This window comes from Pseudomonas sp. GW821-FHT09C08, from assembly GCF_059418125.1.
This window is the reverse complement of the sequence record NZ_JBWKPG010000003.1, coordinates 376858-395805: the sequence shown is the minus strand read 5'-3', so window position 1 is coordinate 395805 and position 18948 is coordinate 376858. Positions and strand designations below refer to the sequence as shown.

17 protein-coding genes are annotated in these 18948 nt (G+C 61.2%); 7 read left to right on the top strand and 10 right to left on the bottom strand.

What is annotated here, in order from left to right:
• Positions 1–109: 109 nt before the first annotated feature.
• Positions 110–517 carry a flagellar basal body-associated protein FliL gene (locus AC07OJ_RS12830; protein ID WP_065902358.1) on the bottom strand — a complete coding sequence of 136 codons (408 nt, stop codon included), beginning with the start codon at positions 515–517 and terminating at the stop codon, positions 110–112.
• A 150-nt stretch (positions 518–667) separates the two neighbouring features.
• On the opposite strand from AC07OJ_RS12830, the gene AC07OJ_RS12825 reads away from it, so the two are divergent.
• Both AC07OJ_RS12825 and glpT read left to right on the top strand, forming a co-directional pair.
• Positions 668–1645 carry an NADPH:quinone oxidoreductase family protein gene (locus AC07OJ_RS12825; RefSeq protein ID WP_106802333.1) on the top strand — a complete coding sequence of 326 codons (978 nt, stop codon included), beginning with the start codon at positions 668–670 and terminating at the stop codon, positions 1643–1645.
• Between the two features lie 290 nt (positions 1646–1935).
• Positions 1936–3273 carry a glycerol-3-phosphate transporter gene (gene glpT / locus AC07OJ_RS12820; RefSeq protein WP_065902361.1) on the top strand — a complete coding sequence of 446 codons (1338 nt, stop codon included), beginning with the start codon at positions 1936–1938 and terminating at the stop codon, positions 3271–3273.
• Here glpT and AC07OJ_RS12815 read toward each other — a convergent pair.
• Together AC07OJ_RS12815 and AC07OJ_RS12810 are read right to left on the bottom strand one after the other, a co-directional pair.
• Positions 3270–3923 carry a gamma-glutamylcyclotransferase gene (locus AC07OJ_RS12815; RefSeq protein WP_065902362.1) on the bottom strand — a complete coding sequence of 218 codons (654 nt, stop codon included), beginning with the start codon at positions 3921–3923 and terminating at the stop codon, positions 3270–3272. The genes glpT and AC07OJ_RS12815 overlap by 4 nt on opposite strands.
• Positions 3924–3950: 27 nt before the next feature.
• Positions 3951–6338, bottom strand: coding sequence for a TonB-dependent receptor plug domain-containing protein (locus tag AC07OJ_RS12810; protein ID WP_495094612.1), 2388 nt, complete (start codon positions 6336–6338; stop codon positions 3951–3953).
• Between the two features lie 328 nt (positions 6339–6666).
• Between AC07OJ_RS12810 and AC07OJ_RS12805 the strand changes: the two genes are divergently transcribed.
• Positions 6667–7149 (top strand): sn-glycerol-3-phosphate transporter, encoded by a 483-nt coding sequence (locus tag AC07OJ_RS12805; RefSeq protein ID WP_065902364.1) that lies wholly within the window; start codon positions 6667–6669, stop codon positions 7147–7149.
• Between the two features lie 499 nt (positions 7150–7648).
• Here the strand turns inward: AC07OJ_RS12805 and AC07OJ_RS12800 are convergent, their stop codons facing one another.
• From AC07OJ_RS12800 to AC07OJ_RS12780, 5 genes are all read right to left on the bottom strand, one after another.
• A complete protein-coding gene (locus tag AC07OJ_RS12800; protein WP_106802330.1) occupies positions 7649–8617 on the bottom strand; it encodes a CDP-6-deoxy-delta-3,4-glucoseen reductase in 969 nt (322 codons plus the stop codon).
• Positions 8617–10083, bottom strand: a complete 1467-nt coding sequence (ubiD, locus tag AC07OJ_RS12795) for a 4-hydroxy-3-polyprenylbenzoate decarboxylase (RefSeq protein ID WP_065902367.1) — start codon at positions 10081–10083, stop codon at positions 8617–8619. Before ubiD ends, AC07OJ_RS12800 begins: the two co-directional genes overlap by 1 nt.
• Positions 10084–10239: 156 nt before the next feature.
• A complete protein-coding gene (rho, locus tag AC07OJ_RS12790) occupies positions 10240–11499 on the bottom strand; it encodes a transcription termination factor Rho (RefSeq protein WP_003176825.1) in 1260 nt (419 codons plus the stop codon).
• Positions 11500–11733: 234 nt separating this feature from the next.
• Positions 11734–12063 (bottom strand): thioredoxin TrxA, encoded by a 330-nt coding sequence (gene trxA, locus AC07OJ_RS12785; RefSeq protein WP_015886460.1) that lies wholly within the window; start codon positions 12061–12063, stop codon positions 11734–11736.
• A gap of 121 nt (positions 12064–12184) precedes the next feature.
• A complete protein-coding gene (locus AC07OJ_RS12780) occupies positions 12185–12880 on the bottom strand; it encodes a FadR/GntR family transcriptional regulator (RefSeq protein WP_065902368.1) in 696 nt (231 codons plus the stop codon).
• A gap of 255 nt (positions 12881–13135) precedes the next feature.
• On the opposite strand from AC07OJ_RS12780, the gene AC07OJ_RS12775 reads away from it, so the two are divergent.
• The 4 genes from AC07OJ_RS12775 to AC07OJ_RS12760 are packed head-to-tail and all read left to right on the top strand — an operon-like array spanning position 13136 to position 15975.
• Positions 13136–13921 carry a transporter substrate-binding domain-containing protein gene (locus tag AC07OJ_RS12775; RefSeq protein ID WP_048729333.1) on the top strand — a complete coding sequence of 262 codons (786 nt, stop codon included), beginning with the start codon at positions 13136–13138 and terminating at the stop codon, positions 13919–13921.
• 14 nt (positions 13922–13935) lie between these two features.
• Positions 13936–14604: an amino acid ABC transporter permease gene (locus AC07OJ_RS12770; protein ID WP_495094611.1), complete on the top strand. Its 669-nt coding sequence runs from the start codon at positions 13936–13938 to the stop codon at positions 14602–14604.
• Positions 14601–15251 (top strand): amino acid ABC transporter permease, encoded by a 651-nt coding sequence (locus AC07OJ_RS12765; RefSeq protein WP_065902373.1) that lies wholly within the window; start codon positions 14601–14603, stop codon positions 15249–15251. The genes AC07OJ_RS12770 and AC07OJ_RS12765 overlap by 4 nt, the downstream gene beginning before the upstream one ends.
• A complete protein-coding gene (locus AC07OJ_RS12760; protein ID WP_065938032.1) occupies positions 15238–15975 on the top strand; it encodes an amino acid ABC transporter ATP-binding protein in 738 nt (245 codons plus the stop codon). The genes AC07OJ_RS12765 and AC07OJ_RS12760 overlap by 14 nt, the downstream gene beginning before the upstream one ends.
• Here AC07OJ_RS12760 and AC07OJ_RS12755 read toward each other — a convergent pair.
• Positions 15947–16480, bottom strand: a complete 534-nt coding sequence (locus AC07OJ_RS12755) for a DUF1120 domain-containing protein (RefSeq protein WP_495094610.1) — start codon at positions 16478–16480, stop codon at positions 15947–15949. The two genes, AC07OJ_RS12760 and AC07OJ_RS12755, sit on opposite strands and share 29 nt — an antisense overlap.
• A complete protein-coding gene (locus AC07OJ_RS12750) occupies positions 16470–18908 on the bottom strand; it encodes a fimbria/pilus outer membrane usher protein (protein ID WP_495094713.1) in 2439 nt (812 codons plus the stop codon). Before AC07OJ_RS12750 ends, AC07OJ_RS12755 begins: the two co-directional genes overlap by 11 nt.
• Between the last annotated feature and the right edge of the window lie 40 nt (positions 18909–18948).

Sequence of the window (18948 nt, the reverse complement as noted above, 5' to 3'; positions counted from 1 at the left end):
TGATCGAGTTTCACATTTCTTCAGACAAACCGAGGCGTACGGTTTTGGGGCGGCTTCGCCACCCAACGCGGGGCAAGCCCGCTCGCCACAACAGGCCTGTTCTGCCGCGTTACTGGATGATCAGGTTGTTGAACAACAGGTCTTCCACCACCGGTTTGCCCGTCTCGTCGTTCATCACTTGCTGGGTCTGCTTGAGGGCTTCCTGGCGCAGCTTTTCCTTGCCCTCAATGGTGCTCATGGTCTCGCTGGTCTGCTGGGTGAACAGCGCTACCAGCTGGTTACGGATCAACGCATCGTTGGCTTTGACCGCTGCGGCAGCCTCGGGGCCAGTGACGCGCAGGGCGATGTCGGCCTTGAATACCTTGAGTTTCGCCGTGCCGTCCAGGCCGTAGTTGCCCACGAACGGCGGGCTCAGGCTGATATAGCTGACCTTCGGCGCCTCGCCTTCTTTGGCTTCTTCGGCCTGCGCTGCCATCGGCAAGGTCAGGGCCAGCATCAACAGGATCCACGCTTTCACAGTTCATTCCTCAAATTCGGTTGCCCGGTAGCATAACGCTAGCAAGGCTGAGTACAAGCTTATGGCGGCTTATCAGGCCGGGGCATGCTCGTTGACCCACGGGCGTACCCTCCTACACTTATCGGCCACGATGCCAAAAGGAATAGTCCGATGAAAGCTGTGCTGTGCAAAGCCTTCGGCCCCGCCGAAACCCTGGTGCTGGAAGAGACCGCAAGCCCTACGATCAAGAAGAACGAAATCCTGCTGGACGTGCATGCCGCCGGGGTGAATTTCCCGGACACCCTGATCATCGAGGGCAAGTACCAGTTCAAGCCGCCCTTCCCGTTCTCGCCGGGTGGCGAAGCGGCGGGCGTAGTCAGTGAAGTGGGAGAAAAGGTCAGCCACCTGAAAGTCGGTGACCGGGTCATGGCGCTGACCGGCTGGGGCAGCTTTGCCGAACAGGTCGCGGTGCCCGGCTATAACGTGCTGCCGATCCCGCCGAGCATGGACTTCAATACCGCCGCCGCCTTCAGCATGACCTACGGCACTTCGATGCACGCGCTGAAACAGCGCGCCAACCTGCAACCCGGCGAAACCCTGCTGGTCCTCGGTGCCTCCGGTGGCGTCGGCCTGGCCGCCGTGGAAATCGGCAAGGCCATGGGCGCGCGGGTGATCGCCGCCGCCAGCAGCGCCGACAAGCTGGCCGTGGCCAAGGCTGCGGGCGCCGATGAGTTGATCAACTACAGCGAAGCCAGCCTCAAGGACGAGATCAAGCGCCTGACCGACGGCAACGGCGCCGATGTGATCTACGACCCAGTGGGTGGCGACCTGTTTGACCAGGCCATCCGCGCCATCGCCTGGAACGGCCGCCTGTTGGTGGTGGGCTTTGCCAGCGGACGCATCCCGGAACTGCCGGTCAACCTGGCGCTGCTCAAGGGCGCGGCAGTGGTCGGGGTGTTCTGGGGCTCGTTCGCGCAACGCCAGCCGCAGGACAATGCGGCGAACTTCCAGCAACTGTTCAGTTGGTATGCCGAGGGCAAGCTCAAGCCGCTGGTCTCGCAGGTGTACCCGCTGGAGCAAGCCGCCCAGGCGATCAATGACCTGGGGCAGCGCAAGGCGGTGGGCAAAGTCGTGGTCCAAACCCGCTGACCGATTGAAATGTGGCCGATGTGGGAGCTGGCTTGCCTGCGATAGCGGTGGGTCAGCCAACACAAATGCAGCTGCGAGACCACTCTCGCAGGCAAGCCTGCTCCCACCGTTGATCTCCTTAGGCCTCGAGACCTGATACCGACCATCACTTATCTATTAGCGACATGTTCGTAAGAGAACATGCGATTGCTCCCATTTCCTGTATTTGCGGATAAGAGGCAATGCTATTTTCGGTAACGAAACTGTAACATTCGCATCCGCAGTCAAAACAAGAAATTTGGAGCTCTTGAATGTTTGCTTTCTTTCGTCCTGCCGCACACCAGGCACCCCTGCCTGAAGAAAAAATAGACAGCACTTACCGACGCCTGCGCTGGCAGATCTTCGCCGGTATTTTCTTCGGTTATGCCGGCTACTACCTGCTGCGCAAAAACTTCTCGCTGGCCATGCCCTACCTGATCGACGAGGGTTACACCCGAGGTGAACTGGGCCTGGCGATGTCGGCCATCGCGATTGCGTACGGCCTGTCCAAGTTCCTCATGGGCCTGGTGTCCGACCGCTCCAACCCGCGCTACTTCCTGCCCTTCGGCCTGCTGGTGTCGGCAGGGGTGATGTTCATTTTCGGTTTCGCGCCTTGGGCCACGTCCAGCGTGACGATGATGTTCATTTTGCTGTTCATCAACGGTTGGGCCCAGGGCATGGGCTGGCCGCCCAGCGGGCGGACCATGGTGCACTGGTGGTCGCAGAAAGAACGCGGCGGCGTGGTCTCCGTGTGGAACGTGGCGCACAACGTCGGCGGCGGCCTGATCGGCCCGCTGTTCCTGCTCGGCATGGCGTGGTTCAACGACTGGCACGCAGCGTTCTACGTCCCGGCCACCGTGGCGTTGCTGGTGGCGGCCTTTGCTTTCATCACCATGCGTGACACCCCGCAATCGGTAGGCCTGCCGCCGATCGAGCAATACAAGAATGATTACCCGGAAGGCTACGACGCCAGCCACGAAGACGAATTCAGCGCCAAGGAAATCTTCGTCAAATACGTGCTGCGCAACAAAATGCTGTGGTACATCGCGTTCGCCAACGTGTTCGTCTACCTGCTGCGCTACGGCGTGCTGGACTGGGCGCCGACTTACCTCAAGGAAGCCAAGCACTTCACGGTCGACAAGTCGTCCTGGGCGTACTTCTTCTACGAGTGGGCGGGTATTCCGGGCACGCTGCTATGCGGCTGGATGTCGGACAAGATCTTCCGGGGCAACCGTGGCCTGACCGGCATCGTGTTCATGGCGTTGGTGACCGTGGCGACCCTGGTCTACTGGCTCAACCCGCCAGGCAACCCGGTAATCGACATGATCGCGCTGTTTTCCATCGGCTTCCTGATCTACGGCCCGGTGATGCTGATCGGCCTGCAGGCGCTGGAACTGGCACCGAAGAAAGCCGCCGGTACGGCTGCGGGCTTCACCGGTCTGTTCGGTTACCTGGGCGGTTCGGTAGCGGCGAGTGCGGCCATGGGCTACACCGTGGACCATTTCGGGTGGGACGGTGGTTTTGTGTTGCTGATCGCCGCGTGCCTGCTGGCTATCGCGTTCCTGATCCCCACGCTGTGGCACACCAACAGCGTCAGCGCGGCGCGCTAACCGCCTGAGCAATCCTTGGCACACCGCTTGAGCCGCGCCTCCAGGTTTTTATCTGGCATGGCGTGGCTACGCAGGGCGTTGACGGTCTGCTCGACATAATCGCGAGTCGTGCCGTAACGCCCGCAAGCGCTTTCCAGCACATGATTGAGCACTTCGTCGGGCAAGTTGCCGGCGTAGCTGGGCAAGTGCCGCTCCAACACAAACCCCAACGCCTGCACCTGGCTGCCATCTTCCAGACGGCAACTGAGCCAATGTGGCCGGTACGAGGGATAGGGCATTTCGCGGCGCCACAGGGCGTAGAGCGACGCTTCCAGCTGATCTTCCGGCAGCCGATAGGCAAATCCGCTGCAGGAACCCCCGCGATCCAGCCCGAACACCAGCCCCGGCAACTCCGGCGTACCCCGATGTTCGTGAGACCACAGGTACAGGCCCCGGTGATAACCGTGGACCCGTGCCCGCACCCGCTCGGTGGACGAGCATTCAGGGCGCCAGATCAGCGAACCATACGCAAATAGCCAGACCGGCCCACCCTTGTGCCGACCCATGGTGGCCTGCATCGAGCTCAACAACTGTTCGTGAGTGAGTTGCGGCCCCAGATCGAGCCGCGGAGGGTAAGCCAATTGCAAAAGATCGGATTCAATGGCGGTCATGGCGAAAAGCGGTACGCCTCCTGTGTGTTACCAGTTGTAAGCAACTTTACCGTAATAAAACGCGCCGCTGTAACCGTACGGCGAAAAAGTGCTATAGGCGAGATTGCCACCACTGCTGGCGAAGGCGTTGACCTTTTCCGGGTATTTATCGGTGACGTTGTCGCCGCCCAGGGTGAACGTCCAGTTCTTCAGCTTGTAGTCCGCTGACAAATCCAGCACCCAGGCGGCCTTGAAGGTCTGGTCGTTGACCTTGTCCGCCTGGTAGCTGGTGAATTCACCATAGCGCACCAGGTTGCTGTGCAACGCCCAATTTCCGAAGGTGAAGTCGTTACCCAGGCTCAGCTTGTGCTGCGGCGTGGTATCGCCGAGCAAACCGATGCGCTCGCGACGGTCCACACGCAGCAGGTTCACGCCCAGGCTGTCGAGAATCGCCGGGTTGGCCTTCACGTCCGTCACCTTGGTGTGGTTGTAGTTGTAGCCTACGGTGCTGTTCCAGCGGATGCCGTTATCGAACTGGTAGCGATAGTTGGCTACCAGGTCGACGCCATCGGTGCTGGTGTTGGTGGCATTGGTGAAATAGCGAGCACTGGTGTAGTTGATGTTGCCGACGCCATTGGCTTGCAGGTAGGCAATGGCCGCCGGGTTGAGGTTGAGGTTCGACGACAGGCTGATGCGATCGCGGATGTCGATGCGGTAGACATCGAGCGTCACGGTCAGGTCATCGGCGGGCTCCAGCACCAGGCCGAGGCTGTAGTTGCGCGACTTCTCGGCCTTGAGGTCTTCAGCGCCGAGCAGGCGGGCGACCTGGCTGTTGGCGGGAAAGGTACCCGCTTCCTGGATAGTGCTGCCGATCAACTGCGACGAGGTGTAGGCAAAGTTCTGCTGGGCCAGGGACGGCGCGCGAAAGCCATTCGAGACACTGCCCCGCAAGGCCACCTGCGGCGTGAAGTCATAACGCGCCGACAACGAGCCGCTGACATTGGAGCCGAAGTCGCTGTAGTCCTCATGGCGCACGGCCGCAGAAGCGCTGAGTTTCTCGGTGAAATTGGTTTCCAGGTCCAGGTACTGGGCCCAGTTATGCCGCGAGCTGGTGCCGGCATCGGCATCGCGGAATCCACCCAGGCCGGAGCTGCCGGTCTGGTAGTAGGACGCCGGCTCACCCGCCTCGATCTCGTAGCCCTGGTGCAGGTATTCACCGCCGAACGCTACCGAAACCGGATACGGCAGCCAGCCCACATCGAACTCACGGGACAGGTCCAGGCTGACTTGTTTCTGATCGTTGCTCAGCGTGCCGTTATCGAACTTGCGCGGCGTGGCCAGGCCCAGGGAGGTGTTGATAGTTTCGGTGCTCAGCTCGTATTGGTTCTTGCCATAGTTGGCCGACAAATCGTAATGCCAGTCATAGGCCAGCAGGCCGCGCAGGCCTACTACCAGCGAGGTGTCTTCCAGGTTGCCCTTGATCAGCGGCAGGTAGCCGTTGGGGTTGAGCGCCGGAATGTTGTTGGAGGCATTGCTCGCCCGATAGAACGCCGCCGTCTCGCCCCGCCGCTTGCTATAGCCACCGAAGGTGTAGAACTCCAGCCCATCGTTGAAGGCATATTCGGAGTTGAACGCCAGCTTGCCTTCATTGGTTGCCGGTTCACCCTGGCGAAACACCTGCTGGCCGTAGGTGGTAGAGCCTACGCTGGCGGGTCGGAAGTCTTTACCGGCGCGGTTGGTGTAATCGTTGTCCGCCCCTTCGGCCGAGAGGTTGATGAAACCGTTGTCCCCTACTGCCAGGCCGGTGTTGCCGCTGATATTGCGTTGGATACCATCGCCTTTCTTGTACTCGCCAAACTTGCTGGAGATCGAGCCGCCATGGTCGGCGTGCTTGAGGATCACGTTGATCACCCCGGCAATGGCATCGGAGCCATAGCGCGAGGAAGCACCGTCGCGCAGCACCTCAATGTGGTCCACCGCCGAAAGCGGGATCGCATTGAGGTCTGCCGGTGCCGAACCACGGCCTACCGCCCCGCCCAGGTTGACGAACGCGCTGGTGTGGCGGCGCTTGCCGTTGACCAGCACGAGCACCTGGTCCGGCGACAACCCGCGCAACTGCGCCGGGCGAACCAGCTCGGCGCCGTCCACCAGGCTTGGGCGCGGGAAGTTGATCGACGGAATCAGCCGCGCCAACACTGCCCCCAGCTCATCGGAGCCAGTACTGCGCAAGCTATCGCCGGAAATCACATCGATAGGCGACAGCGACGCACTGGCCGTGCGCTCCTGGGCGCGGGTACCGGTAACGATGACGGTGTCGAGTTTGGGTGCATCGGCGGCGGGCGTTTGCGCCGCCAGGACTGGATTGAATCCCACAGCGGTCAGCAAATTGGCCGACAAAATCGCTGTGTACAACGCGTGTTTCTTGTAGCTCCCCATACCGCTCCCCTAAATCAAAATTCAGAACGTCAGTGTCCTGAGTTCGTACGATCGATCCGGCTGGCGGGCGGTAGCGGTCAGTTGTTGGTCATTGGAAGAAAAATCGGTAGTCCGTTGAGATATAGCTTAAAGATATTTATGTAACAAATTAAATACCTTTAAGGAATAAGCGAATGCATAAGCACGGCGCCCCACTCGTCAGGATTGAGGGTGGCAATCCCGTTACTTTCAGCCCGGGTTCAGCCTTGGGAAGGCTCCTGCCGTCAAAATAGCGCGCGCATCACGACCCACCTAGCCGCCGATCAAACCGACTATCGAGGTCGCACCCATGAAGACATTTCGATTGCCTGGCCTGTTGTTTCTCGCCCAGGCCACCACTGCGCTGGCGGGAGAGACGCCGCCGGCCAACGACGACAAAGGTTTCTGGTACGCGCAGACCAGTGTCTACACCCGACACTTTGCGCCCGACCCGGACCACAACAACCACCAGGACCTGATCGGCCTGGAACGCAATGAGGCGTCAGGCTTTGTGTATGGCGGGGCGACATTTCGCAATTCGTTCCGCCAGCGTTCCTACTACGCCTACGCGGGCAAGCGCTATGACATGTCGGACTATCCGGTGTACTTGAAGCTGACAGGCGGGGCGATCCAGGGTTATCGCGGCGAGTACCGCGACAAGATCCCCTTGAACCGTTTCGGCGTGGCCCCGGTGATCATTCCGTCGGTAGGCACCCATTACGGGCCGGTGGCGGCAGAGTTCGTGCTGTTGGGGTTCAATGCGGCGATGGTGACGACTGGCGTGCGCTTCTGAAGCTCACACGGCGCGAACCAATGTGGGAGCGGGCTTGCGATTGCGGTATGCCAGTCAGCATATATTGCGCTGACCCACCGCTATCGCAGGCAAGCCAGCTCCCACATTTGGACTGTATTTCAAGGTTGGAACCGAGTTGTATCGACCACTCAAATGCCGGTGCCTCGAATCCCAAGCCCGAACAGCAATCAAAACTGTGGGAGCGGGCTTGCCCGCGAAAGCGGTGGGTCAGTCGCTAAAGATGCTGGCTGATCTGGCGCCTTCGCGAGCAAGCCCGCTCCCACATTTGGGATGTATTTCAAGGTTGGAACCGAGTTGTATCGACCGCTCAAAATGCCGGCGCCTCGAATCCCAAGCCCGAACAGCGATCAAAACTGTGGAAGCGGGCTTGCCCGCGAAAGCGGTGGATCAGTCGCTGAAGATGCTGGCTGATCTGGCGCCTTCGCGAGCAAGCCAGCTCCCGCAATTGATCGGCAAATACCCGTGATGTTTGCTCGGCTCAGGGCCGAGGCGCGTAGGCGAACACATCGGCGCGCATCTGGTGTGCATCCATGCCGGCGTCGACCAGCGCGTCCAGGGTGCCGTAGATCATCGCCGGTGAGCCGCTGGCGTAGACATGCACCGTCTTGAGGTCGGCAATGTCTTCGCACACGGCTTCATGCAGCAGGCCGCAGCGCCCTTCCCAGCCGCACAGATCGCTGACAACCTTGTGCAGGAACAGGTTGGGCAGTTGCTGCCACTGGTCCCAATGCTCGATCTGGTAGAAATCTTCCGGTCGACGCACGCCCCAATACAGGTGCACCGGGTGCTTGAAGCCGGATGCGCGGCAGTGCTCGATCAGGCTGTGCATCTGCGCCATGCCGGTGCCGGCGGCGATCAACACCAGCGGCCCGTCCGGCAACTCCGCCAGGTGGGTGTCACCGAACGGCAGTTCGATACGCGCCATCTGGTTGCGCTGCAGTTGCTCCAGCAGGCTGCGCGCGCTGTCTTCGCGGACCAGCACATGCAGCTCCAGCTCGCGCCCGGCGTGAGGCGCCGACGCCAGGGAAAACGCCGACTTCTCACCGTTCTCCCGTTCGATCATCAGGTATTGCCCGGCGTGGTAACGCACGGCCTTGCCGGCCGGAGCCCGCAAGCGCACGCGCCACACATCGCCACCGACATCCACACACTCACTCAATTGGCACGACAACTTGCGCAACGGCAACTCTCCCGGCGCCAGCACGCCATCCCACAATACAATGCAATCTTCCAGCGGCTCGGCGATGCAGGTGTAGAACTCACCGTGGTCACGCACCTCACCGCCTTGTTGCACCCGGCCCTCAACCAGCAACGCGGCACACACGTGGCATACCCCATTGCGGCACGCCTGGGGACACTCGTAGCCCAGGCGACGCGCGCCTTCGAGGATTCGCTCGCCGGGGACCAGCTCCAGCACCGCGCCGGAAGGTTGCAGGGTTACACGCATCAATCTATTCCCAATTCTTTCCAGATCGCATCGACACGCGCCGTCACGGCTTCATCCTTGACGATGACCCGACCCCACTCGCGGGTGGTTTCGCCCGGCCATTTATGCGTGGCATCCAGGCCCATCTTCGAACCCAGGCCCGACACCGGCGAGGCGAAGTCGAGGTAGTCGATCGGCGTGTTGTCGATCATCACCGTGTCGCGCTTGGGGTCCATGCGCGTGGTGATGGCCCAGATCACGTCGTTCCAGTCGCGGGCATTGATGTCGTCGTCGGTAACGATAACGAACTTGGTGTACATGAACTGTCGCAAAAACGACCACACACCCAGCATGACCCGCTTGGCATGGCCCGGGTACGACTTCTTCATGGTCACGATGGCCATGCGATACGAGCAGCCTTCCGGCGGCAGGTAGAAGTCGGTGATTTCCGGGAATTGCTTTTGCAGGATCGGCACGAACACTTCGTTCAGCGCCACACCCAGAATCGCCGGCTCATCTGGCGGACGGCCGGTGTAGGTGCTGTGGTAGATCGGCTTGATCCGATGGGTGATGCGCTCGACGGTGAACACCGGGAAGCTGTCGACTTCGTTGTAATAGCCGGTGTGGTCGCCGTACGGGCCTTCATCGGCCATCTCGCCGGGGTGAATCACGCCTTCGAGGATGATTTCAGCGGTGGCCGGCACTTGCAGGTCGTTGCCGCGGCACTTCACCAGTTCGGTACGGTTACCGCGCAACAGGCCGGCGAAGGCGTACTCGGAAAGGCTGTCCGGCACCGGGGTGACGGCACCGAGGATGGTCGCCGGGTCGGCGCCGAGGGCCACGGACACCGGGAACGGCTTGCCGGGGTGCTTCTCGCACCACTCGCGGAAATCCAGGGCGCCGCCACGGTGGCTCAGCCAACGCATGATCACCTTGTTGCGGCCGATCACTTGCTGGCGATAGATGCCGAGGTTCTGGCGATCCTTGTTCGGGCCCTTGGTGACGGTCAGGCCCCAGGTGATCAGCGGGCCGACGTCGCCGGGCCAGCAGGTTTGCACGGGGAGCATGGCAAGGTCGACGTCATCGCCTTCGATGACCACTTCCTGGCACACCGCGTCCTTGACCACCTTGGGCGCCATGGCAATGATCTTGCGGAAGATCGGCAGCTTCGACCACGCATCCTTGAGGCCCTTGGGTGGCTCAGGCTCCTTGAGGAACGCCAGCAGCTTGCCGATCTCGCGCAGTTCGCTGACCGACTCGGCGCCCATGCCAAACGCCACGCGCTCGGGGGTGCCGAACAGGTTGCCGAGCACCGGGATATCGAAACCGGTCGGCTTCTCGAACAGCAGCGCCGGGCCCTTGTTGCGCAGGGTACGGTCGCAAATCTCAGTCATTTCCAGCACCGGCGAAATCGGCATCTGGATACGTTTCAACTCTCCGCGCTGCTCAAGTTGCTGCACGAAATCCCGAAGATCCTTGAATTTCATTAACCATGCCACCCGTAAAATAGGCGTACATCCTACCTGCTCTGGCGGCGGCTGGCAGCTTATCGCGGTGCATTTGCGTGCCGAAGGTGCTTAAAAAACGCACGAAAAAAAATGGCGCCCCTGAGGGCGCCATTTTTTCGGACCTGAAACGTCGTATTACTTACGCTTCATCGACAGGAAGAACTCGTCGTTGGTCTTGGTGGTTTTCAGCTTGTCGATCAGGAACTCGATGGCGGCAACTTCGTCCATCGGGTGCAGCAGCTTGCGCAGGATCCACATGCGCTGCAGTTCGTCGTCGGCAGTCAGCAACTCTTCGCGGCGGGTACCGGAGCGGTTGATGTTGATGGCCGGGAAGACGCGTTTTTCCGCGATGCGACGGTCCAGGGGCAGTTCCATGTTGCCGGTACCCTTGAACTCTTCGTAGATCACTTCGTCCATCTTCGAGCCGGTTTCAACCAGTGCGGTGGCGATGATGGTGAGCGAACCGCCTTCCTCGATGTTGCGCGCGGCGCCGAAGAAACGCTTCGGTTTCTCCAGGGCGTGGGCGTCGACACCACCGGTCAATACCTTGCCGGAGCTCGGGATCACGGTGTTGTAGGCACGGGCCAGGCGGGTGATGGAGTCGAGCAGGATCACCACGTCTTTCTTGTGCTCGACCAGGCGCTTGGCCTTTTCGATCACCATTTCGGCAACCTGCACGTGGCGGGTTGGCGGCTCATCGAACGTGGAGGCAACCACTTCGCCGCGCACGGTGCGCTGCATTTCGGTCACTTCTTCCGGACGCTCATCGATCAGCAGCACGATCAGGTGAACTTCAGGATTGTTACGCGCGATGTTCGCGGCAATGTTCTGCAGCATGATGGTCTTGCCGGCTTTCGGCGGTGCGACGATCAGGCCACGCTGGCCCTTGCCGATCGGGGCGCACAGGTCGATCACACGACCGGTCAAGTCTTCGGTGGAACCGTTACCGGCTTCCATCTTCATGCGCACGGTCGGGAACAGCGGGGTCAGGTTCTCGAAGAGAATCTTGTTTTTCGCGTTCTCGGGGCGATCGAAGTTGATCGTGTCGACCTTGAGCAGGGCGAAATAACGCTCGCCTTCCTTCGGAGGGCGGATCTTGCCAACGATGGTGTCACCGGTGCGCAAGTTGAAGCGACGGATCTGGCTCGGCGAGACGTAGATATCGTCTGGGCCGGCGAGATAGGAGGCGTCTGCAGAGCGGAGGAAGCCGAAGCCGTCCTGGAGAATCTCCAGCACGCCATCACCGGAGATTTCCTCGCCGCTTTTCGCGTGCTTCTTGAGCAGGGAGAAAATCACGTCCTGCTTGCGCGAACGGGCCATATTTTCTATGCCCATTTCTTCGGCCAATTGGAGCAGGTCGGTAATCGGCTTTTGCTTGAGTTCAGTCAGATTCATATAGGAATGACGTAATCATTTATGGAGGGGGGAAATTAAGCTTTTGGCTTAATGAGGCCGCGCCGCAGAGAAGGCGACAGGATCGCGTACTAATCGAAAAGGAATGCGTCGGCGACGGCTTGCAGGGGGCAGTGGAGAAACCAGTGCGGGGCCGAATGTACCACCTGAGTTTCGGAGCGTCTAGCCCTGTTTCACGAAAAAGCCCCGCAATTTGCGGGGCTTTTTTGACGACGTTTAGATGTTCGCGTCGAGGAAAGCTTGCAGCTGGGACTTCGACAGCGCGCCAACCTTGGTGGCCTCGACGTTGCCGTTCTTGAACAGCATCAACGTAGGGATACCACGCACGCCATGCTTGGCCGGGGTTTCCTGGTTGTCGTCGATGTTCAGCTTGGCAATGGTCAACTTGCCTTCGTAGGTGGTTGCAATGTCGTCCAGGACCGGAGCGATCATTTTGCAAGGGCCACACCATTCAGCCCAGTAGTCAACCAGCACCGGGCCAGCAGCCTTGAGTACTTCGGCCTCAAAGGTCGCGTCGGTGACGTGCTTGATAAGATCGTTGCTCATGGATGTCTCCGGATTGTAAGCAAAAAAAACGTTGCCCATCATAGCCGCCCTTCCCCCGTTCAGGAAGCCGCCTCTGATTGAGTCTTCCTATGATGGCGCATGAGTTTGGGTATGGCCCGACTCAGGGCGTGACGGGCGTCACGAAGGCGATGCCAGTGCGCAATGCCGCATTGCGCACGTGTTCCTGCATGGTTTTTTGTGCCGCCGCACTGGCGCGACGGGCCAGGGCGCGCAGGATCCTGCGGTGCTCCTGCCAGGTCTCCATGGCCCGCTCCGGCCGGATGAACGGTAGTTTCTGGCTCTCCAGGAACACCTCGGCGCTGGCACTCAGGATGCTCACCATCGCCTGATTGCCGCTGGCCAGGAGGATGCGCTGGTGGAATTCGAAGTCCAGCCGGGCCGCCGCTTCAAAGTCACCGGCCTTGAGCACCTTGCGCATCGCCTCGACGTTATCCTCCAGGCTGTCCAGCTCATCGAGGGTCAAGGTCATCGCCGCCAGCCCTGCCGCAAACCCCTCGAGGGCGTAGCGCAACTGGAAGATATCCAACGGCGTGGCCTGCGCCGCGAAGGGCCAGGCAAACCCCGGTGCCTCTTCTGCCGCCTGCACGAACACGCCCTTGCCTGGCTGCACGCTGACCACCCCCAGGGCACTGAGGGACGACAACGCTTCGCGCAGTGACGCCCGACTCACCCCCAACTGCACCGCCAGGTCGCGCTGGGACGGCAGGGCGTCGCCCGGCCCGAAGCCTTGCTCCTTGATCAGTTTACGGATGGCCTGCAGGGCCGCTTCCGGTACGGCTTGGGCGATGGAATTCATAAAAAACTCAAGGTTCTCGTCATCAGAGCGGCTAGTTGTAAAGCTATTCGAAGGCCACGGCAAGCCACGCCCCAAAGGGGCTCGCGGGGTTTTACCGGCGCTCGAAAAAGGTGCGAAAAGCCTTCTGACTGTTCAGACCAGTAAGACCACACAACCTCAACAAATCCCGGCCCTTCAGACGATTCCGAGAGGGCTGGCATGGGCTGTGCACTGAGCAAAATCAGAAAATTCCTTCGCCCTTCTCGGAGAGTTGCCATGACCAAGCGCTACAGCGCCCTGCTCACTGCCCTGTTTGCCAGCCTGATGCTCAGCCAGGCACCTGCCCAGGCCAACGGTCTGGACGATATTGTCGCCCGTGGCACCCTCAAGGTCGCCGTGCCCCAGGACTTCCCGCCCTTCGGCTCGGTCGGCCCGGACATGAAGCCTCGCGGCCTGGACATCGACACCGCCAAGCTGCTGGCCGACCAGCTCAAGGTCAAGCTGGAACTGACCCCGGTCAACAGCACCAACCGCATTCCGTTCCTCACCACTGGCAAGGTCGACCTGGTGATTTCCAGCCTGGGTAAAAACGCCGAGCGCGAAAAAGTCATCGACTTCTCCCGGGCCTATGCACCGTTCTACCTCGCCGTGTTCGGCCCGCCTGACGCGGCGATCAGCACCACCGACGACCTCAAGGGCAAGACCATCAGCGTGACCCGTGGCGCCATTGAAGACATCGAGCTGACCGCCGTGGCGCCCAAAGAGGCCACGATCAAGCGCTTCGAAGACAACAACTCGACCATCGCCGCCTACTTGGCCGGCCAGGTCGACCTCATCGCCAGCGGCAACGTAGTGATGGTGGCGATCAGCGAGCGCAACCCGAAACGCGTGCCGGCGCTGAAAGTGAAACTCAAGGATTCGCCGGTGTACGTCGGCGTGAACAAGAACGAGCCGGCGTTGCTGGAGAAGGTCAACCAGATCCTGGTCGCGGCAAAAGCTGACGGCAGCCTGGAAAAGAATGCAATGCAATGGCTCAAAGAGCCACTGCCTGCCGATCTGTGAAGCGGAGCTGATTGATGGCCTATCAATTCGACTTTGTGCCGGTGCTGGCCAATACCGACCTGCTGTTGCGCGGCGCGCTGTTCACCCTTGAGCTGACCGCCATCGGCGCCATCCTGGGGGTAGCCCTGGGCACCGTCGGCGCGGTGGTGCGGGCGTGGAAGATCCAGCCGTTTGCGTGGTTCTTCGGGGTGTACGTCGAGTTGATCCGCAACACGCCGTTCCTGGTGCAGTTGTTTTTCATCTTCTTCGGCCTGCCGTCCCTGGGGCTGAAGATCACCGAATGGCAAGCCGCCGTGCTGGCGATGGTGATCAACCTGGGGGCCTACTTCACCGAGATCATCCGCGCCGGCATCCAGGCCATCCCGCGTGGGCAACTGGAAGCCGCCGCGGCGCTGGCAATGACGCGCTTCGAGGCGTTCCGCCATGTGGTGCTGCTGCCGGCGCTGGGCAAGGTGTGGCCGGCCCTGAGCAGCCAGATCATCATCGTGATGCTCGGTTCGGCGGTGTGTTCGCAGATCGCCACCGAGGAGTTGAGCTTTGCCGCCAACTTTATCCAGTCGCGCAATTTCCGTGCGTTCGAAACCTATGCCCTGACCACCCTGGTGTACCTGTGCATGGCGCTGATGATTCGCCAGTTGCTGAACTGGATCGGCCGCCGGTTTGTGATGAGGAACAGCCGATGAGTGATTTCTCCTTCTGGGACATCGTGCGCAACCTGGCCATCGGCTTGCAATGGACGTTGCTGCTATCGCTGGTGGCGTTTATCGGCGGCGGCGTGATCGGTTTGTTGGTGATGACGATGCGCATCAGCCGCAAAGCCTTCCCGCGCAATGTCGCCCGCACCTACATTGAACTGTTCCAGGGCACGCCGCTGTTGATGCAGCTGTTCCTGGTGTTTTTTGGCATTGCCCTGCTCGGGGTAGATATTTCGCCGTGGCTGGCAGCCGCGATTGCCCTGACGCTGTTTACCAGCGCCTACCTCGCCGAAATCTGGCGCGGCTGCGTCGACTCCATCGCCCACGGGCAATGGGAAGCCTCGGCCAGCCTGGCGTTGAACCCGCTGGAGCAACTGCGCTACGTGATCCTGCCCCAAGCCCTGCGGATTGCCGTGGCGCCGACCGTGGGTTTCTCGGTGCAAGTCATCAAGGGCACCGCGGTGACCTCGATCATTGGCTTCACCGAGCTGACCAAGACCGGCGGCATGCTCGCCAACGCCACCTTCGAACCATTCATGGTCTACGGCCTGGTCGCGCTCGGTTACTTCCTGCTCTGCTACCCCTTGTCCCTCAGTGCCCGCTACCTGGAAAGGAGACTGCATGCCTCTGCTTAGAATTTCCGCCCTGCATAAGTATTACGGCGATCACCATGTACTCAAGGGCATCGACCTGACCGTCGAAGAAGGCCAGGTGGTGGCGATCATCGGCCGCAGCGGCTCCGGCAAGTCCACCTTGCTGCGCACACTCAATGGCCTGGAATCCATCAACGACGGCGTGATCGAAGTCGATGGCGAGTACCTCGATGCCGCCCGTGCCGATCTGCGCAGCCTGCGACAGAAAGTCGGGATGGTGTTCCAGCAGTTCAACCTGTTTCCGCACCTGACGGTTGGCGAAAACGTAATGCTCGCGCCGCAGGTGGTGCAGAAAGTGCCGAAAGCCAAGGCGGCCCAACTGGCCCGGCAGATGCTGGAGCGCGTCGGGCTGGGCGAGAAATTCGATGCCTTCCCCGATCGCCTGTCCGGCGGCCAGCAACAGCGAGTGGCCATCGCCCGCGCCCTGGCCATGTCACCCAAGGTACTGCTGTGCGATGAAATCACCTCGGCCCTCGATCCGGAGTTGGTCAATGAAGTGCTCAGCGTGGTACGCCAACTGGCCAAGGACGGCATGACCCTGATCATGGTGACCCACGAGATGCGCTTCGCCCGGGAAGTGGGCGACAAACTGGTGTTCATGCACCAGGGCAAGGTGCATGAAGTGGGCGACCCCAAAGTGCTGTTCGCCAACCCGCAAACCCCTGAGTTCGCCAACTTCATCGGCTCAGTGGAGCAGCCGGACTGACCAGTTCGAAACGGCCCTGCCCCTCCAGCACTGTCTGGCTGCGTACCTGCAGGGCGCTGGTGGGCAGGTCGGTATCGATTTCGACCTGAGCCGTCAGTCGCTTGCCGGCCGCCTGAGCCACCAGGACCTGGCCTGGCAACAACTGCCCGTCGGCGGTCTCACCAGGCCGATGTGCCAGCGTCCACTCGACGACGCGCCCATCCACCTGGGCCTGCATGAGAGCCAGGCGAAAGCGCCCCTGCCGGCCAAACAGATACCCTTGCCCGTCTGCTGCGCCGATAAATCTCAAGCCGATAGCCGAGGGCTCCACACACAGCACATTGAGCTGCACCCTGCGCTTACCGAGGGCGAGCGAGGGGCTTTCGGCACGCGCCTCGTTGCGGATGACGCCATAGTCGATACGCGGCTGGCTGACGGACAGCCGGCAGTTTTCAGCCTGTACACCCTCAGCGATCAACACCGTACAGAACAGGGCAAGACACTTGGTGTTGAATTTAAAGGACATGGCACACCGCCGAGGTTGTCTCATAGAATTTGTCATTGTCGGCCTCGGCCTCGGGAACAACGTTGAGCCGGCAAGAGGATGAGTCCGGCAGTGCAACCCTGAGGTCTAGCGAGTCATTGACGTCATTCAGGAAGATCATGCCGTCACCCACCACACTGGTCAGGAAGCGCTTGTTTTTGTCGAACACCGCAGCGCCCTGTGGCAGCGCTTGGCCTTGCTCATCAGTGGCGGTGAGCAGTACACGGCGCACGCTCACCACATCGAATGCCACGGTATTGACCGACCCTCGCCCGGCGGCCAGCACTTGGGTGCCGTTTTTCAGATCAACGCGTTTTGGCAGGGACTGGGTCTGCACTTCAATACGGCTGTCGGTATAGGCGGGCAAGCCCGGGATCACGGCCTGTCCGCTGAAGTCCGTCCATACCGGGCCGTACGGGGTGTCGAGTTTCGCAGCGCCGATGTTGCCCACCGATGCAATGCCAAATGTGTCCTGCACCGCATACGGCGAGAAGGTCACCCCGCCGGCGTGAGCCACCACGCCACCCTGTAACTGCCCGTTGTAAAGAGTGCCCAGCGGGTCCTGGCTGACGCCCAGGCCGACCCGCGTGTAACGTGGCATCAACTCCACATGGCCGCGCATCGACTGCTCGCGGGCACTGAGGTCACGCTCGACGCCCACCTCGTAATTGACGTAATCATTGACCCGCTCACTGAGCGCAGTGCCGGCACGGGATTGATCACCACGCCGACTGATATAGCTGTTCACGCGACGGTCACTGCCCAGCGGCACGCTGACCTGCAGCCGCACGGACAGGTCATTGTCCAGGGCCGCATCGCGACGATTGTCATCGCGTGTGCCGTCACGGCGTGACTGACGGCCGCCCACCTGTGAGTCGGCCACCAACGCGACATCGGCGTGCCGGAACGATTTGTTCCACGACGCAAACACATGGTCGGCCGATTGCCCATCAAACTGGGCACTGCGGGTATAGCCCAGGGAAAATGCTCCCAGGGTGGTGTCGACCCAGCTCACACCTGCCGTGTACTGATTTTTGAAGCGCGCATCCAGGTCATCGGCCCTGGCTGAGCGGCCCGCTTCATGGACTTCGCGATAGCCACGGGTCTGCGTGGTCGCGCTGAGGTTGACGTCCACATTGGCGTAGACCGGGCTGCTCACCGATACGCTGCTGCGAGCCCCGGATACCGCGTCACGGCTATCACGAGACACGTTATGGCGAGCCCCCACGGAAACCCGCTGGAACAGCACACTGCCCAGGGTGCCACCTGCCGACCAATATTCATCGGTGCTCAACAGGCCAAGGCCGGCGGACGAATCGCGTCCCAGGCCCCACGTGCCGCTGCCCATGGCGACCACCGGCGTGGGGCCTTGTTCATGTGCATTCTTGCGCACCTTGCCCAACGAGAAATAATACCCAGGTGCCGCCGGCGTACTCCCTGCGAACGACGCCGCCGGCACCACGAAACTGCGCTTGGCGCCCCGCACATCGATGACACTGACCTCCAGGTCGCTGGTGCTGTTGAGCAACGGCAAACCGGTAAGCCGAAAGGGGCCTTCGGGCACCAGCGTGCTGTGAATCAACACGCCGGACTGGCGCACCTCAATACGCGACTGGCTTTGGGCCAAGCCCTCGACCACGGCATTGTTACTGCCGGCCGGCGCTCGCGATTGCCCATCGGGAGAAAACTGCACGCCGGATAACTGCAGGCCACCAAACAGCGGGTTGTTGCTGGAGAGTTGCCCCACCTGGAAGGTCGATTGCAACGCACTCAGGTCCCGCTGGGCGTAGGCGTACAGGTGCTCGTTGCGGGCCACACCGTTGTCGGATACATAGAATTGGCGGCTGCGAACAATCCAGTCGCCGAGGTTGAAGCCGGCCTCGGTATAGGCCGAAACGAAGCGATTGGGTCCACTGTCCGAATAGCTGTTGAACCCCTGTACGTCATAGTTGAATAACGCCGCCGCACCACCCCGGGCAAATTGCCCCGCCTCCCATTGCGGCTCACGCAGTGATCCGGTGGGCACCACCAACGCGATCTCCTCGTTGCCGGGGCGCAGGCGCACCATCGTCGTCGGGAACGCGCCAAGGAAGTCATGGCAAGACCGGTCCGCGGTCGCGCCTTTGTGAAGCACGCGGCCAGGCTCGATCAACCCGGCTTTTTCCAGCAGCCCCTTGGTAAAACACAATTGCCCCTGGGCGTCGAACCGAGCATCCACCAACCCCAGCGGATTGCCATTGACCTGCAGCCCCACCACCTGCACGCCCTCGCGAAAGCGCGCGGCACTGCGAAAGTAGTCGGAGACCTTCGGGTCGATACCGTGGGTGGTGAGTGCCGCGAGGTCGAACCCCTCCCCCAACTCCAGCGCCGGGGCGAAGCCGGGCAGCCCCCATAGCGTCGCCATCCCCATCAATAGCGTGGGTCGGCGCGGCCACACAAAAGCCACACGC